This is a genomic window from Parendozoicomonas callyspongiae (assembly GCF_023502345.1).
Lineage (GTDB): Bacteria > Pseudomonadota > Gammaproteobacteria > Pseudomonadales > Endozoicomonadaceae > Sansalvadorimonas > Sansalvadorimonas callyspongiae.
The window spans coordinates 107,615-122,794 of the sequence record NZ_JAMFLX010000015.1 but is presented as its reverse complement, the minus strand read 5'-3'; the positions used below and the strand labels follow the sequence as shown (position 1 = coordinate 122,794).

Here is a 15,180-nt window from a genome sequence, read left to right as displayed (position 1 = left end):
TACAATATGAACAGCAATGTAATAGCCCTCATCAAACTTCCTCACTCCAGCATAAACAGAATTTACATGTATGATTCCTGCGAGAATGCATAAAATACTGCAGGAATACATCATTCTTACTATCACTTTGATACCGTAACTCCATCCCATCCATAAAATAATTTTGTTAAGTAAAACACCTTGTAGATTCCGCTTGTTAGTTACCCACAATCAAAGTCTGTTACCAAAATAGACCACTAATTCTTCTTGCTTCCAGTCAATGACTCTAAAAAAACCTGAAATATTTTTGTAAAAGAATTGACTTGCCACCTGCATTTCAAGTATTGATGTTTTGCATCGTCAGAGACCGGTTCAAAATTTCGGGCCAGGTACTTAACTCTGACAAAGGTTAAATACCCTGAGATAAACCCAAAAACTACAAGTTTTGCAGGCTTATCTACTACACGGCCTTCCTGTCCAATGAGAGCGACTGATCTATGCTTGCTCTCGACGTTTTTCCCATCAGGTTGGCTATAACGACAAATATCTGGGGGCTTTCTATGTCTTTGCTGAAAAAGCTATCGTTTGCAGTGATCGGCGCAGGTCTGACTGCGGCAACCATAAGTGTACCGGCAACTGCAGCGCAGCAGCAGTTCGTTACGATCGGTACGGGTGGTGTCACTGGTGTGTACTATCCTACGGGCGGTGCAATCTGCCGCCTGGTAAACAAGAACCGTAAAGAACACGGTATCCGCTGCTCTGTTGAGAGTACCGGTGGTTCTGTTTACAACCTTAACACTATCAAGGCCGGTGAGATGGATATGGGTATTGCCCAGTCCGACTGGCAGTATCATGCCTGGAATGGTACCAGCAAATTTGCTGACCAGGGCAAGAACAAAGACCTTCGTGCAGTATTCTCCATTCACGCAGAACCTTTCACCGTTCTGGCCCGTAAAGATTCCGGCATAAAAATGTTTGGTGACCTAAAAGGTAAGCGCGTCAACATCGGTAATCCCGGTTCTGGTCAGCGTGGCACCATGGAAGTGGTTATGGATGCCTATGGCATGAAAAAATCTGACTTCAAACTGGCAACCGAGCTGAAAGCCGCCGAACAGGCCAAAGCACTGTGCGACAACAAGATCGATGCCATGGTCTATGTTGTTGGCCACCCAAATGGTTCCATCAAGGAAGCAACCACGTCCTGTGACACCGTCCTGGTAAATGTCAGCGGACCAGAAGTTGAAAAGCTGATCAAAGACAACCCCTACTACCGTGTAGCCACTATTCCCGGCGGAATGTACTCCGGTAATGCTAAAGACACCAAAACCTTTGGTGTAGGTGCCACCTTTGTGTCATCCACCAAAACTCCTCCAGAGTCCATCTACCAGATTGTTAAGTCTGTCTTCGAAAACTTCAGCGATTTCCGCAAGCTGCACCCAGCTTTTGCCAACCTGAAGAAAGAAGAGATGGTCAAGGACGGTCTGTCTGCACCTCTGCACGATGGCGCAGCCAAATACTACAAAGAAGCAGGATTGATGTAGTCATACGTTAACCGGTCCTCAGAAAACGAACCGTAGGTGCCTGGCGCCTGCTGTTCGTTTCTGCATTTCCCATATCTGGCAGGTATGGGAAATTTACCAGCGGCTGTTGGTTATCTTCTTCCAGCCTGCTGATGTCATTCTTGAGCTTTCGCGTCGGAACAACTCTTTTCACGTTCTGCAGGATGTATGGAAGCTCACCTGGCCAGGGTAACGAATCATGTCCAACTCAATAAACAAAGGTCAAGAAGCTGCAGCTCAAATTGTCAACGACTCTGACACTGGCGCACGCAACCCACGCGGTCTGGCAGCGCGCATTCTGACCTTTACTGCCCTTGCATGGGCAATTTTTCAGCTGTGGTACGCCTCACCACTGCCATTCACTTTAAATTTCTTCATTCTTAATGACACTGAAGCGCGGGCAATTCATCTGGCATTTGCGATTTTTCTTTCCTTCACCGCATTCCCGGCTCTGAAGCGCTCACCCAAAACCCATATTCCGGTTCAGGACTGGATACTGGCCTTACTTGGTGCTTTTTCTGCAGCATATATTTATCTGTTTTATGCTCAGCTTGCCGAGCGCCCTGGTGCTCCTATCACCCAGGATGTTGTTGTTTCGGTTATAGGCATGGTTTTGCTGCTTGAGGCTACCCGGCGGGCACTTGGACCTCCTCTGGTTGTTGTTGCCAGTGTCTTCCTGATTTACACCTTTGCCGGCCCGTATATGCCGGATATTGTTGCCCACAAGGGAGCAAGCCTGAACAAGGCTATGTCTCACTTCTGGCTGACGACAGAAGGCGTCTTTGGTGTCGCCCTTGGTGTATCGACAAACTTCGTGTTCCTGTTTGTTCTTTTTGGCGCCCTGCTTGAGCAGGCTGGTGCAGGCCAGTACTTTATTCGCCTGTCATTCTCATTACTGGGCCACCTGAAGGGTGGACCGGCCAAGGCCGCTGTTGTCTCCTCAGGCCTCAGCGGTGTGATTTCTGGATCCAGTATCGCCAATGTTGTAACCACAGGTACTTTCACGATTCCGCTGATGAAGCGGGTTGGTTTCCCCGCTACAAAAGCAGGTGCCATTGAGGTGGCCGCCTCCACCAATGGTCAGCTGACGCCTCCGATTATGGGCGCAGCAGCATTCCTGATGGTGGAATATGTCGGTATTCCTTATATCGACGTTATTCGCCATGCGATTTTACCGGCCGCTATTTCCTATATCGCACTGTTCTATATCGTGCATCTGGAAGCAGTAAAAGCTGGTATGCAGGGCATGCCCCGCGAGCGCAATCTCTCTACTGCTGAGTGGATGATGCTGGCCGTTGGCAGCTTCCTGATGATGTGCGTACTGGCCGCCTTCGTTTACTTCGGTATTGGCTGGATCAAGGATGTCGCTGGAGATGCTTCACTGTGGATTATTGGCGTACTCACCTCGCTGATTTACGTTGGCCTTCTGGCTCTTGCTGCCAGATATCCTGATCACCATGAAGATCATGAGCTGACCATCGCTCCACGAATAAGAAGAACAGCCTTAAGTGGTCTGCACTTCTTGCTGCCAGTTGTTGTCCTAATCTGGTGTATTGCCAAAGAGCGTATGTCCCCCGGACTCTCCGCTTTCTGGGCCACGCTGTTTATGATCATTATCGTTCTGACCCAGCATCCGATTCTTAACATGTTGAGCGGCAAGAGCGATATTGCCAATGCCTTCCATCGCGGCACCAAAGATCTGTTTAATGGTCTGATCAGCGGCTCTCGCAACATGATCGGTATCGGTGTGGCAACAGCTGCTGCAGGTATTGTTGTAGGTACTGTGACACTGACGGGTATCGGTCAGGTGATGACTGAGTTTGTTGAGTTTATCTCCGGTGGCAGCATTCTGCTGGTGTTAATTTTCACGGCCATCATCAGTCTGATTCTTGGTATGGGTCTGCCAACAACTGCGAACTATATTGTAGTTTCCAGTTTGATGGCGCCGGTTATTGTCAGCCTAGGTGCAGCTCATGGCTTGATCGTTCCGCTCATTGCCGTACATCTGTTTGTGTTCTATTTCGGCATACTCGCAGATGATACGCCACCGGTGGGGCTCGCGGCTTATGCTGCTGCAGCAATAGCCCAGGCTAACCCGATCAAGACCGGTATCCAGGGCTTCACTTACGATATCCGAACCGCCATTCTGCCGTTTATGTTTATTTTCAATACCCAGCTGCTGCTGATTGATATTGGCAGTATCTGGGAGTTGCTAATCACTATCTTCAGTGCACTGGGGGCCATGCTGGTCTTCGCGGCAGCGACTCAGGGTTACTGGGTGACCAAGACCAAGTGGTATGAGACTGTTGGACTGCTTCTGATCGCCTTTACCCTGTTCCGCCCTGGTTTCTGGTGGGATATGGCCTGGCCGGAAAGACTTGATCTACCCGCCACCAGCATTTATGAGCAGGTTATGGATCACAAGCCTGGCGAAGAGCTGCGTCTCAGGGTTTCTGGTGAAGATCTCTCCGGCAATCAGCGAGTGAAGACCATTCTGATAAAGGTTGGAGATCAGGCTACCGCAGAAGAACGTCTGTTTGATATGGGTCTGGAGCTTGCCGAAGATCAGGGTCGACTGATTGTGGATAACATCGGTTTCGCCAGTCAGGCTGAGAAAGCAGGTCTTGATTTCGACTGGGAGATTCTCAGTGTGGAAGTGCCGAATGATCGTCTTCCCAAGCAGTTGATGTTTATTCCTGCCCTGTTACTGCTGTTGCTGATCTATACAAACCAGCGCCGCAGAGCAATTTCAGCTCCAGGATCAATAGATATAAATAAAGAAGGAAAGAAAGAGTTATTCGCCGGAGTCGGCGGCAACGATCTCAAGTCGGCAGACTGAGCTATTACCCTCGACAGCAAGTCGGGGAGTAATAATGACGGACTGGGTCAGTGACCCAGTCCCTACTTCTATACGGTGCTCATCCTGGTTGTTTTTGCAGGGAAAAATGGTACTGATCATAGCGACATTGATTGCTACCCACTCTCCCGGCTCAACATCCATCATCCTTATAGCTCCGGGGTAAACCCGGAGCAACGCCTCTGAGGTTTGATCCAGAGGTTCATCATATACCTGCATGAATCCCCGGTACTGCTCATTGGTGAAATCGCTCATATTCAGGTAAATAGCCAGGGGCTCCTCAGCCTTGGCCAGATTTCCCATAAACATAAGGCACAACACCAATCCACACAGCGTAAACAAGGATGGATGGCGTACGTCCCTCTCCATGGCAACTCCTTGACGACATACTGCCAATACCGGAGACAGCCTAACACCGGCAGAATATTACACTGACACCGCCCACTTAGGCGGTATACCCACACTCTAGACCGCTTATCCAGCCTGTCTTTTTTTTCCCTACCCCCTGCCTGAAGGCTGACACTTGGAAAATATTTCTTTGGTGTTCTGCAGCCGAACGATATGCTTTCACTCCAAGGAGGACTCCCATGACCATGAAAGCCATTCGCCAGCAGCAGCACGGCGATATCGACCAGCTGAAACTGGAAACTGTCCAGATTCCCCAACCTGGCCCTGGCCAGATTCTGGTAAAAATTCACGCCGCCGGCGTAAACCCTGTTGATACCTACATTCGCGCAGGCACCAATGGATACACGGCCTCAATGCCCCATACACCGGGCAAGGATGGTGCCGGAACAATTGCAGCAATGGGTGATGACAAGCACCACTTTCTCCAGGTTGGCGACAGAGTCTATATTGCCGGCAGCCTGACCGGTACCAGTGCCGAGTACGCCCTCTGTGAATCCCGGCAGGTTTTTCCCCTGCCTGCCAATGTCAGTTATGAAGCAGGTGCCTGTATTGGTGTTCCCTGTGCTACGGCGTGGAGAGCCCTGTTTCAAAGGGGCAACGCCAAACCCGGAGAGACTTTGCTGGTGCACGGAGCCAGCGGAGGTGTCGGCCTTGCAGCCGTTCAGCTTGGTATTGCGGCCGGTATGACCGTCATTGGAACCGCAGGAACAGAAGAAGGTCGACAACTTGTAAAAGACCAGGGAGCCCACCTGGTTCTGGACCACCACAGCGATACCCATCTGGAAGATCTACTGGAATGGACCCACGGGCAGGGAGTCAACCTGACCTTGGAAATGCTGGCCAATGTGAACCTTGGCCACGACCTAAGCGCATTAGCCCATGGCGGCAGGGTTGTGGTGATTGGAAGCCGGGGAACTGTCACCATCAACCCACGGGAAATCATGAAAAGGGATGCAGCCATCCTGGGTATGGCACTGGCAAATGCATCGGAGCAGGAAATGAATGCTATTCATGCAGCCCTTTATCCCAGCCTTGCCAGCGGCTCACTGAAACCAGTTATCGCCCAGGAATTTACCCTGGATAACCTTGGGGAAGCCCACAACGCCGTGCTAGAGCCAGGCGCAAGAGGAAACATTGTTATCAAGGTCTGCTAGACAGACCACTTTTCATTTCCAGCTTCAGTCTGTTTCCTGCCGGGAAACAGATCCAGCTGCTGCGCATTGTCGTTGTTCTTTAAGTCACGCAGTCTGACACCTGCACCGAGAAGCCTTACCGGCTTCTCGGCTCGCTCCCAGGCAGTCTCCATCAAACGGTGAAAGGCCTGCACATCAAACGGCCCACTGTCACTTTGACCCATAGGTTCTTCCATAGTGGTCTGGGTGAAATCGGCGAATTTTACCTTCACAAAGCGCTTGGTTATCGCATATTCATCCTTTATGCGCTGGTAACGCTCTACCAGTTCATCCACAAGTAACGGAACCTTGGCAATGACCGCATCACGATCCGGCAGATCTTCGTTATAGGTATGCTCGAGAGAGAGGGACTTACGGCGGTAGTTGGTCACAACCGGCCGGTCATCAATTCCGCGCGACAATTGATAGAGGCGCTCACCAAAAATTCCGAACTTACGGGTCAGTTCAATCAGGCTCCAGTTGCGAACATCCCCGCAGGTTTCAATACCGAGCTTCCCCATTCGCTTCGCAGTCGCCTTTCCCACCCCGAACAATTTCTTTACGGGCAAGGCAGCTACAAATTCATCCACCATATCCGGTGTAATCACCATCAGGCCATCCGGCTTGTTCCAGTCTGACGCTACTTTGGCCAAGAATTTATTTGGTGCAACACCTGCTGAAACGGTAATACCCGTCTTTTCCTTAGCCCGGGCTTTGATTTCCCGGGCCATCAGGGTGGCGCTGCCATGGCAGCGGGAGCTGTTTGAAACATCCAGGAATGCCTCATCAAGGGAAAGTGGCTCGATCAGGCCGGTATAATCAGAAAAAATCTGGTGTAACTCCCTCGAAACTTCCTTGTAGAGATCAAATTTTGGGCGAAGGATCTCCAGATCAGGACAAAGTTTAACCGCACGTGCCGATGCCATGGCCGAGTGCACCCCATACTCCCTTGCCTCGTAATTACAGGTAGCTATCACCCCTCTTCTTTCGGGGGTACCACCCACAGCTACGGGCCTACCGCGCAATCGGGGATTTTCCCGTATTTCAACCGCTGCATAGAAGCAGTCACAATCCACATGAATGATTTTGCGCTGTGAAAAGCTCATAAATCCCTGACAGTTTTTCTGTTAGCCAGCCAATTCTACCGCAGCTTTCACTTCCCAAGCGCGGCGAAAATCCTCTTTGTAGTAAACGACGGACCTTATCCGCCACGGCACATTTATGCGTACAACAGTATTCGATACTCCGGTGATCAGTCACCTCCTTTGTGGTATCTCCTGGTTACTGATGAACCTGACCGGCTGGAAGCTGGAAGGCGAGAAGCCCAAGGCCCGCAAGTTCGTCATGATCGGCGCGCCCCACACGAGCAACTGGGATTTTCTTGTTTTCATGGGTGTAGCTCTGAGATGGCGAACCCCTGTGTTCTGGCTTGGCAAAAGCTCCCTCTTCAAAGGTCCGATGGGACCGATCATGCGCTGGCTGGGCGGCATTCCTGTTCACCGTGAACGTAAATGCAACCTCGTTGAGCAGGCCGTCGCAGGCTTCAACAGCCACCATCGCTTTGTTCTGACCCTCTCTCCCGAGGGCACCCGCTCCAAGGTCACCAAGTGGAAAACCGGCTTCTGGCATATCGCTAACAATGCCAAGGTTCCCGTATATCCAGGTTTTGTGGATTTCGCTAACAAACGCTGCGGTTCAGGCCCAGCCTACAAACTGACCGGCGATATTCACCAGGATATCGCCAATCTGCAGGCGTTTTACGCCCCTTTCCGTGGCCGTCGCCAGGAAGAAGAGACTCCTCTCGTCACTACCCTGACCGCAGACCCTCAGCAATAGGGTTAAGGGCTATAGTCGAAGAAGATTGCGTAACGGCATGGAAGTTGTTGCGCCACTCTTTTGACCCAGAGCCTGTTCCAGCTCGCTTTCAGGGAAGACAAGCGCCATGGATACCCAGATTATCATTGCTGAAGACCACCCACTGTTTCGTACAGCTCTGCAATCGGCGCTGAACCAGGCGTTGGGAACTCCCAAAATCACCGAAACAGATTCCATTGCTTCTCTGCAGAATGCTCTGGATACAGCCAGCCCTGATCTCGTTCTTCTTGATTTGAATATGCCAGGCGCTCACGGCTTTTCAGGTCTGCTCTATATGCGTGGCCAGCACCCCAATGTTCCCGTTGTTGTGATCTCAGCCCAGGAAGATGAGTCTGTTATCCGCAAGGCCATTGGCTATGGAGCTGCCGGGTTTATTCCCAAGTCATCCTCATTAGACGTTATCAAGAACGCGGTTAAAGACGTCCTTCATGGTAAGAATTGGATTCCTTCCAATATTGATATGAACGTCAAGATGGAAGGTGCCGATAGTGAGATGGAAAAGCGTATTGCCTCACTGACACCTCAGCAGTTCCGGGTTTTAGGGATGATCAGCGAGGGAATGCTGAACAAACAGATTGCCTACGATCTGGATGTTTCCGAAGCCACTATCAAAGCCCACGTGACCGCCATTTTCCGCAAACTGGGTGTAAGAAACAGAACTCAGGCGGTTATTGCACTTCAGCAGCTGGAACTTGAAGAGCCAGGCGGAGCCAAATCTGATAACTCTGCCCCCACTTCCGAGTAACAAACTTCCAGCATCAGGCCCTGCCTGCATTGCCTGATGCTACCTGATAACTGTCTGGGCAGTGCCCTGCCTCAACATATTGATCCCGTGATAACATGCACGACAGAAAGCAAATAACTACACATGATGTGCACAGAACAACAGATCGGGGCAGATATGGTATGAAGCGAGTCACCAACCTGCTTGCCAAAATAACTTACCGGCTCACCAGCTTCCTGCTTCTCGTGGTTTTGACCGCTCTTCCAACATCTCTTTTTGCCGCATGGCAGGTGAAGTCATTTGCCACAGGAAGTTTTAAACACCATATCGCAGCTGCCGGAACCAATAGACACAATGCAGAACTGGACCTGTTCTGTGATAATTTTGATACCAGAATAGCTGCGGCTCTCTATCTTCCAGATCAGAGATTCATGCAGCGGGAAATTATCAAGGTCAATATGCGGGTTGATAAGCAACAACTTTGGTCATTTGACGCAATGCGTCATTCCATGTCCGTTGTCATTCCTGAAGTACCTGAGCAACTTCTTATTCAGCTTGCCAAAGGCAACCGGGTTTTAATTACATACCCCGTGGCGAAGAATAAAAACAAGACTGAGCAGTTCACCCTGAGGAGTTCAGCCAAAACGCTATCCTCACTCAAAAGCAACTGCAGCAGTCTTTGACAGGGCGTGTCACCTGTCATCTGGCAGCGGTTTCTTCTGAAACATCGTCACCATCATCCGCATCACTGGCCTCTTCCGACTGAGGACAGGGGCCTACGGTATAGCTGTTACTGGGAACCGGAATAATCTCTCCAGGCTTGCCTCCCGCGTAGCAGACATAGGCATGGCGATCCACACTGGGTTGAAGTACCGCACCTTCTGCATTCACTTTGACAACAGAGCCTCTACCCGCTCGAACCAGTAGTTCCTCATTAACCTTCAACTCTTCCAGGTTGACTGCCCCCCGATCCGCAATCAGGTTAAGAGTTTTAACCTTTCCTTTAACAACCAGAGAACCACTTTGATCATTGGACTTGATCAAACGTAACCTGTCACCACTGACACCACTGACTTCAACCTTGCTCCAGGTCTTGTGATGCAGCGCATCAAGTGCCGGCAGGGTCAGAGTCAATCTGATAGGTTCACCGGCTTCAACCTGATTTTTGAACAGGAACACCAGATCACCATTTTCTGCTATTGAAGGTTCTATCTGGGAAATAATATTACTCTCGCCCTGAACAGACACTCCCGGCACAGAATCAGGATCAACAACAACATCCAGCAGAATTGGCTGATCCAGTTTAACCCTTCGGGGAAGAGCTCCATCAGAAAGAGGCAGTGGCAAATTCAGAGTCACAACATCATGATTGCCATAGATCGGGTGACTGGCATACCGGAGCCCAGAAACAGGCTGGGGATCACAGCTGTCTTCCTCATGCACAAGCCTGCCATTCCTGAGAAAACTGAAGTGCCACTGATGAGTGGAAGTATCCAGATTACGTAATGGCTCCAGCCAGGAGTCCACCAGTCTCTGCGAACCAATATCATGATACCCATGGGCATACAAAGGCCCGGCAATCACTGACATACCGAAACATAAGGCCAGCAATTTCTGCCGGCCAGGTTTACTTTTTTGAACCATATGAGTACTCCTCCCCAAACTACCCACAATTACTTGCCTAGAATCACTGCCGCACCTGATTTAACTGAAAATCACTATAGACGGCTGAACCAGCTAATATCCGTTTCCGGGTTAAATCGAAGTTTCCCGGCCACAGGATCATAGTTGATATATCCGCCATAGAAGCCGTCAAAACGCCTTTGCCCATATCGGGAGTAAAACCTTAGTATGAAATGCGCATAATTGAAGGCCTGAACCTCGACATTGGTTTTTCCCTGACCAACTCCGGTATAACTTCCGATCCAGTGGGTACCACGCAGCCAGCCTGGCACATCACTCATGCCAGCCTTCCATACCATGTCGAAGACCAGCAAAACCAGCAGCCAAACCCGCTCTGTCAGACTGATTTCTGTAGACTTTTGTGAGCAGGAACTTCTGCTCAATCCAGGCGTCAAACTCTGTAATTTTTTTCACTGAGCCTGTTTCAGAGAGTGAGAATAGAAACACCAGATATTTGCCTCCACCTCCCCTGTCTATACTTCCCGACCCTGCCGTTCAGAGCATTCAGGTAGCGAGATGGCCGAATACAAAACAATTCCAGTCAGTGACGACCTTGCCAGCAACGCCTGGGCTGATGATGCCCTTTACAGAAAGATGTACCAGGAATCCGTTATTAACCCGGAAGGTTTCTGGCGTGAACATGGTGAGAGAATTCACTGGTTCAAACCCTATACCCGGGTGAAAGATGTTTCATACGACGATCACCGTATAGAAATTAAGTGGTTTCAGGACGGTACAACCAATGTGTCCTGGAACTGCCTTGATCGGCACCTGGAGGAGAAAGGAGATCAGGTGGCAATCTATTGGGAAGGTGATAACCCCAAACACAGCTCCCAGATCAGTTACCGGGAACTGCATGAACGGGTTTGTCGATTTGCCAACGTTCTGAAATCGCAGGGTGTGAGGCGTGGCGATGTTATTGCTGTTTATATGCCCATGGTGGTTGAAGCCAGTATCGCGATGCTGGCCTGCACCCGTATCGGCGCCATTCATTCTGTAATTTTTGCCGGTTTCTCACCGGAAGCTGTTGCGGGAAGGGTTATCGATAGCCATGCCAAAATCCTTATTACAGCTGATGAAGGCGTTCGGGGAGGGAAAACAATCCCCCTTAAAGCCAATGTTGATGAGGCACTGACACATACCGGCGTGAAATCCATCGAAAAGGTGATTGTCTTCCAGAAAACTGGAAACAGAATTGCGTGGTACAAGCACAGGGATATCTGGTGGCACGAGCTGGAACCACTGGCTTCTCCACACTGTGAAGCCCGGGAGATGGACGCAGAGTCGCCTCTTTTTATTCTGTATACATCTGGATCAACCGGGAAGCCCAAAGGTGTCCTCCATACCACCGGTGGCTACCTGGTATACGCCTCAATGACCCATCAATATGTTTTCAATTACAAAGATGGAGACGTGTACTGGTGCAATGCCGACGTCGGCTGGATCACTGGCCATTCCTATGTAGTTTATGGGCCACTTTGCAACGGCGCGACCATTGTTATGCATGAAGGGCTGCCTAATTATCCCTCTGTCAGCCGAATCAGCGAAATTGTCGATAAATACCAGATCAATACTCTCTACACAGCGCCAACAGCGATTCGCGCATTGATGGCTCACGGTCAGGACGTTATTAAAAACACCAACCGCACCAGCCTTAAACTTCTGGGCAGTGTCGGCGAACCGATCAATCCGGAAGCCTGGATGTGGTACAGAAAAACAATCGGTCAGGATAAGTGCCCTGTTGTAGACACCTGGTGGCAGACAGAGACCGGAGGCATCATGATCACCCCTCTTCCGGGAGCAACGCCGCTGAAACCAGGTTCAGCAACCAGACCTTTCTTTGGCGTACTGCCAGCTATTGTGGACGGGCTTGGCAATATCCAGGAAGGCCCATGTGAAGGCAACCTGGTCATGATCGACAGCTGGCCTGGGCAGGCTCGAACTGTTTACGGCAATCACGACCGTTTTGTGCACACCTACTTCAGCAAATTTAAAGGGATGTACTTTACCGGCGATGGTGCCCGCCGGGATGAGGACGGCTACTACTGGATAACCGGTCGGGTTGATGACGTACTCAATGTTGCCGGACATAGAATGGGAACCGCAGAAATAGAAAGTGCCATGGTCTCGCACAGCCATGTGGCAGAAGCGGCAGTTGTCGGATATCCCCATGAAATCAAAGGTCAGGGTATCTATGTCTATGTCACCCTTAACAAAGGAGTGAGTTATTCCGAAGAGCTGGCTGGCGAACTGCGTGACTGGGTCAGAAGAGAAATCGGTCCGATCGCGACACCGGATATTATCCAGAATGCGCCAGGGCTGCCAAAAACCAGATCAGGTAAGATTATGAGACGTATTCTGCGTCAGATTGCCGCAGGCGAGTTCGAAAATCTTGGAGACACATCAACACTGGCTGATCCCTCTGTCATAGATCAGTTGATTGATAACCGGGAGGCTGCGGGCTGATATTACGGTAAGGGCTGTTAGCATCATTGACGGCCCGACTTTTATTTTTCAGACAATCTTCAGTAGCAAATAATAATACTGAGCATCAAATCAATTTAATTTGAGTGGAGAATAAAACTTTGAGAAAAATTTTGAAGGGAGATATAGAGGATATAGATAAGAAAGTAAGTTGGTAGCGGGGGCCAGATTTGAACTGACGACCTTCGGGTTATGAGCCCGACGAGCTACCAGGCTGCTCCACCCCGCACCAATATTTACACACTGCTTTCTCAAGGTTTCCCAAGAGAAGTTGGTAGCGGGGGCCAGATTTGAACTGACGACCTTCGGGTTATGAGCCCGACGAGCTACCAGGCTGCTCCACCCCGCACCAATATTACGCACTGCTTTCTCAAAACTTTTCCAAGAAAAGTTGGTAGCGGGGGCCAGATTTGAACTGACGACCTTCGGGTTATGAGCCCGACGAGCTACCAGGCTGCTCCACCCCGCACCAGATGAGAGATGCGCATTATAAAGAGAGGCTGCCTTAAGTCAATGTGATTCATCCAGAATACGCATAAACACTCTATGAACTTACAGGCTGTCCTCTCAGCATCTGTCTAATACGGCGCAAACCTAACTGAGACACAATCATTCCGATCAACATCAAGGCACAACCAATTAATGCCTTGCCTGAAAGGGTTTCATTAAGAAACAGATAACCGGCAATAACGGCAAAAACAGTTTCCAGACTGAGAATAATGGAGGCATGAGAAACGGGAGCAGTTTTCTGCGCGATAATTTGTAACGTATAAGCCACACCAACCGACATAACGCCCGCAAATGCCAGTGAACCCCAGGCCTGCTTAACCTGAATAAGTTCAAAGGATTCAAAAACACCGGCAACCATAAAACTCAGCAGTGAACAGGTAATAAACTGAACAAAGGCTAATGCAATTCCATTATGACGAGGTGCAAGCCAACCAATCAGCATCAGGTGAAGCGCCCAGAAAATCGCCCCAACCATTTCGAGAATGTCACCTTTATTTAGCGTAAGATTGTCTCCCAATGTCAGCAGCGCCAGCCCGGGCAGAGCGAGGCAAATTCCTGTCCATGTATCCCTGCTGGTGCTCTGTCCAATAACCAGGCCGAACAGCGGAACCATAACCAGATACAATCCGGTAATAAAAGCTGCCTTGCCAGCGGTTGTATAAACGAGGCCAACCTGCTGCAACCCAGCCCCAATCATTAATACAAAACCCAGCAGCATTCCGCCCAACAATGTTGTGCGGGTAAAAAGTGGAGTTGCACTCCTTTGGGATAAAAGGAGGGGAACTAAAGAAAAAGCGCCAATAAGAAACCTGCACGCATTAAACGCCCAAGGTTCCATAAATTCCATTCCCAACCGTTGGGCTACAAAAGCAGAACCCCATATTAAAGCGGCCAGCATAAGCAAGCCGTCAGATGCAATCGTGCGTTGATTCATTAGTATGTTTTCTTTCTATATGTTCTATACGGCAACTCGCTATTATTAACCGGCAATATAGCTTATTACTATCAGCATTTTATTTATACGGGAAGATTACCAACCCTTAACAGCACCGCCTTTGAACAGGTCCGTGGCAACACTGGCGACTTCATCACTCTGGTAAGCGGCAACCAGCTGGGCGATACGCGGGTCATCCTTGTTATCTTCACGGGAAACAATAATGTTCACGTAAGGTGACTTCTTGTCTTCAACCAGTATGGCTTTGTCCAGAGTCAGACCGGCAGGAACTGCAAAGGTGTTGTTGATAACTGACAGATCAACATCCTGCAGGGAACGAGGCAGAAGCGGAGCTTCCAGCTCAACAAACTTCAGGTTCTTCGGGTTTCCAATAATATCCTTTGGAGTTGCTTCCAGGTTGCCTGGGTCTTTCAGAGTAATCAAACCAGTGTTGTGCAGCAGAATCAGGGAACGGCCTTCGTTGCTGGGATCATTAGGAATGGAAATTTTTGCACTGTCAGGCAGCTCATCCAGCTCATCAAATTTTTCGGAGAAGGCTGCAATTGGATAAACAAACGTGTTACCAACAATTGTCAGCTTGAAGCCACGGTCATTAACCATGCTGTCCAGGTAAGGCTTATGCTGGATAGCATTCACATCAATACTCTTGTCAGACAAAGCCACATTCGGAGTAATGTAATCCTGGAATTCCACCAGCTCGGCTTCCAGACCACTGTCTTTTTTCGCCTTTTCCAGAGCCGCCTTCATCACATCGGTTTCCGGACCGGAAATCACACCAATTTTCAGTGGCGCTGATGCAGCTTCTGTTGCTGTATCTGAAGATCCTCCGCAACCGGTTAGGATCAGAGCACTTGCTGCCAGCGCAGCACCAAACAGCTTTTTCAAATTCTTAACGGGTTTCATACTTCTTCTCCCACTTTATCTAGTAGCTCAGGGCTTTATTAATAAGCTCAGGGCCTATCAATTAGCTCATG

Annotated in this window: 14 protein-coding genes and 3 tRNA genes; 7 read left to right on the top strand and 10 right to left on the bottom strand. The window is 49.7% G+C overall.

The features are described from left to right. Positions 1 to 210: hypothetical protein (locus M3P05_RS12330; protein WP_249699979.1), on the bottom strand; the 210-nt coding region annotated here is incomplete at its 3' end. A 329-nt stretch (positions 211 to 539) separates the two neighbouring features. On the opposite strand from M3P05_RS12330, the gene M3P05_RS12325 reads away from it, so the two are divergent. Continuing rightward, on the top strand, positions 540 to 1,520 hold the full coding sequence (locus tag M3P05_RS12325; protein WP_249699977.1) for a TAXI family TRAP transporter solute-binding subunit: 981 nt from the start codon (positions 540 to 542) through the stop codon (positions 1,518 to 1,520). Positions 1,521 to 1,737: 217 nt separating this feature from the next. After that, positions 1,738 to 4,377, top strand: coding sequence for a TRAP transporter permease (locus M3P05_RS12320; protein ID WP_249699976.1), 2,640 nt, complete (start codon positions 1,738 to 1,740; stop codon positions 4,375 to 4,377). Here M3P05_RS12320 and M3P05_RS12315 read toward each other — a convergent pair. After that, on the bottom strand, positions 4,333 to 4,764 hold the full coding sequence (locus M3P05_RS12315) for a hypothetical protein (protein WP_249699975.1): 432 nt from the start codon (positions 4,762 to 4,764) through the stop codon (positions 4,333 to 4,335). The two genes, M3P05_RS12320 and M3P05_RS12315, sit on opposite strands and share 45 nt — an antisense overlap. 218 nt (positions 4,765 to 4,982) lie before the next feature. Between M3P05_RS12315 and M3P05_RS12310 the strand changes: the two genes are divergently transcribed. Further along, positions 4,983 to 5,957, top strand: coding sequence for an NADPH:quinone reductase (locus M3P05_RS12310; protein ID WP_249699974.1), 975 nt, complete (start codon positions 4,983 to 4,985; stop codon positions 5,955 to 5,957). Here the strand turns inward: M3P05_RS12310 and dinB are convergent. Then, positions 5,954 to 7,081, bottom strand: coding sequence for a DNA polymerase IV (dinB, locus tag M3P05_RS12305; protein WP_249699973.1), 1,128 nt, complete (start codon positions 7,079 to 7,081; stop codon positions 5,954 to 5,956). The genes M3P05_RS12310 and dinB overlap by 4 nt on opposite strands. Positions 7,082 to 7,196: 115 nt before the next feature. Between dinB and M3P05_RS12300 the strand changes: the two genes are divergently transcribed. The 3 genes from M3P05_RS12300 (at position 7,197) to M3P05_RS12290 (ending at position 9,257) form a co-directional block, all read left to right on the top strand. Further along, entirely contained in the window at positions 7,197 to 7,811 is a 615-nt protein-coding gene (locus tag M3P05_RS12300; protein WP_249699972.1) for a lysophospholipid acyltransferase family protein, read from the top strand. 106 nt (positions 7,812 to 7,917) lie between these two features. Next, the gene (locus tag M3P05_RS12295; RefSeq protein WP_249699971.1) at positions 7,918 to 8,595 is read left to right on the top strand and encodes a response regulator; all 678 of its coding nucleotides are present in this window, start codon (positions 7,918 to 7,920) and stop codon (positions 8,593 to 8,595) included. Between the two features lie 161 nt (positions 8,596 to 8,756). After that, complete coding sequence (locus tag M3P05_RS12290) at positions 8,757 to 9,257, top strand: hypothetical protein (RefSeq protein ID WP_249699970.1); 501 nt, start codon at positions 8,757 to 8,759, stop codon at positions 9,255 to 9,257. A gap of 16 nt (positions 9,258 to 9,273) precedes the next feature. Here M3P05_RS12290 and M3P05_RS12285 read toward each other — a convergent pair whose 3' ends face one another. After that, complete coding sequence (locus M3P05_RS12285; RefSeq protein WP_249699968.1) at positions 9,274 to 10,218, bottom strand: GIN domain-containing protein; 945 nt, start codon at positions 10,216 to 10,218, stop codon at positions 9,274 to 9,276. Between the two features lie 74 nt (positions 10,219 to 10,292). Further along, entirely contained in the window at positions 10,293 to 10,640 is a 348-nt protein-coding gene (locus M3P05_RS12280) for a hypothetical protein (RefSeq protein WP_249699967.1), read from the bottom strand. Between the two features lie 133 nt (positions 10,641 to 10,773). Between M3P05_RS12280 and acs the strand changes: the two genes are divergently transcribed. Continuing rightward, positions 10,774 to 12,723, top strand: coding sequence for an acetate--CoA ligase (gene acs / locus M3P05_RS12275; protein ID WP_249699966.1), 1,950 nt, complete (start codon positions 10,774 to 10,776; stop codon positions 12,721 to 12,723). Positions 12,724 to 12,893: 170 nt separating this feature from the next. On the opposite strand, the gene M3P05_RS12270 is transcribed toward acs, so the two are convergent. The 5 genes from M3P05_RS12270 to M3P05_RS12250 form a co-directional block, all read right to left on the bottom strand. Then, positions 12,894 to 12,970, bottom strand: a tRNA-Met gene (locus M3P05_RS12270). A 43-nt stretch (positions 12,971 to 13,013) separates the two neighbouring features. Next, positions 13,014 to 13,090 (bottom strand) — tRNA-Met (locus tag M3P05_RS12265). A gap of 43 nt (positions 13,091 to 13,133) precedes the next feature. Then, a tRNA-Met gene (locus M3P05_RS12260) sits at positions 13,134 to 13,210 on the bottom strand. Positions 13,211 to 13,285: 75 nt separating this feature from the next. Then, positions 13,286 to 14,185: a DMT family transporter gene (locus tag M3P05_RS12255; RefSeq protein WP_249699965.1), complete on the bottom strand. Its 900-nt coding sequence runs from the start codon at positions 14,183 to 14,185 to the stop codon at positions 13,286 to 13,288. 96 nt (positions 14,186 to 14,281) lie between these two features. Then, positions 14,282 to 15,109: a MetQ/NlpA family ABC transporter substrate-binding protein gene (locus M3P05_RS12250; protein WP_249699964.1), complete on the bottom strand. Its 828-nt coding sequence runs from the start codon at positions 15,107 to 15,109 to the stop codon at positions 14,282 to 14,284. Between the last annotated feature and the right edge of the window lie 71 nt (positions 15,110 to 15,180).

Bases quoted from the DNA above. Each gene is read 5' to 3' on its own strand.
- M3P05_RS12285 (WP_249699968.1), bottom strand. From the start codon at position 10,218: ATGGTTCAAAAAAGTAAACCTGGCCGGCAGAAATTGCTGGCCTTATGT.
- M3P05_RS12295 (WP_249699971.1), top strand. From the start codon at position 7,918: ATGGATACCCAGATTATCATTGCTGAAGACCACCCACTGTTTCGTACA.
- M3P05_RS12290 (WP_249699970.1), top strand. From the start codon at position 8,757: ATGAAGCGAGTCACCAACCTGCTTGCCAAAATAACTTACCGGCTCACC.
- acs (WP_249699966.1), top strand. From the start codon at position 10,774: ATGGCCGAATACAAAACAATTCCAGTCAGTGACGACCTTGCCAGCAAC.
- M3P05_RS12310 (WP_249699974.1), top strand. From the start codon at position 4,983: ATGACCATGAAAGCCATTCGCCAGCAGCAGCACGGCGATATCGACCAG.
- M3P05_RS12300 (WP_249699972.1), top strand. From the start codon at position 7,197: ATGCGTACAACAGTATTCGATACTCCGGTGATCAGTCACCTCCTTTGT.
- M3P05_RS12315 (WP_249699975.1), bottom strand. From the start codon at position 4,764: ATGGAGAGGGACGTACGCCATCCATCCTTGTTTACGCTGTGTGGATTG.
- dinB (WP_249699973.1), bottom strand. From the start codon at position 7,081: ATGAGCTTTTCACAGCGCAAAATCATTCATGTGGATTGTGACTGCTTC.
- M3P05_RS12325 (WP_249699977.1), top strand. From the start codon at position 540: ATGTCTTTGCTGAAAAAGCTATCGTTTGCAGTGATCGGCGCAGGTCTG.
- M3P05_RS12320 (WP_249699976.1), top strand. From the start codon at position 1,738: ATGTCCAACTCAATAAACAAAGGTCAAGAAGCTGCAGCTCAAATTGTC.
- M3P05_RS12250 (WP_249699964.1), bottom strand. From the start codon at position 15,109: ATGAAACCCGTTAAGAATTTGAAAAAGCTGTTTGGTGCTGCGCTGGCA.
- M3P05_RS12255 (WP_249699965.1), bottom strand. From the start codon at position 14,185: ATGAATCAACGCACGATTGCATCTGACGGCTTGCTTATGCTGGCCGCT.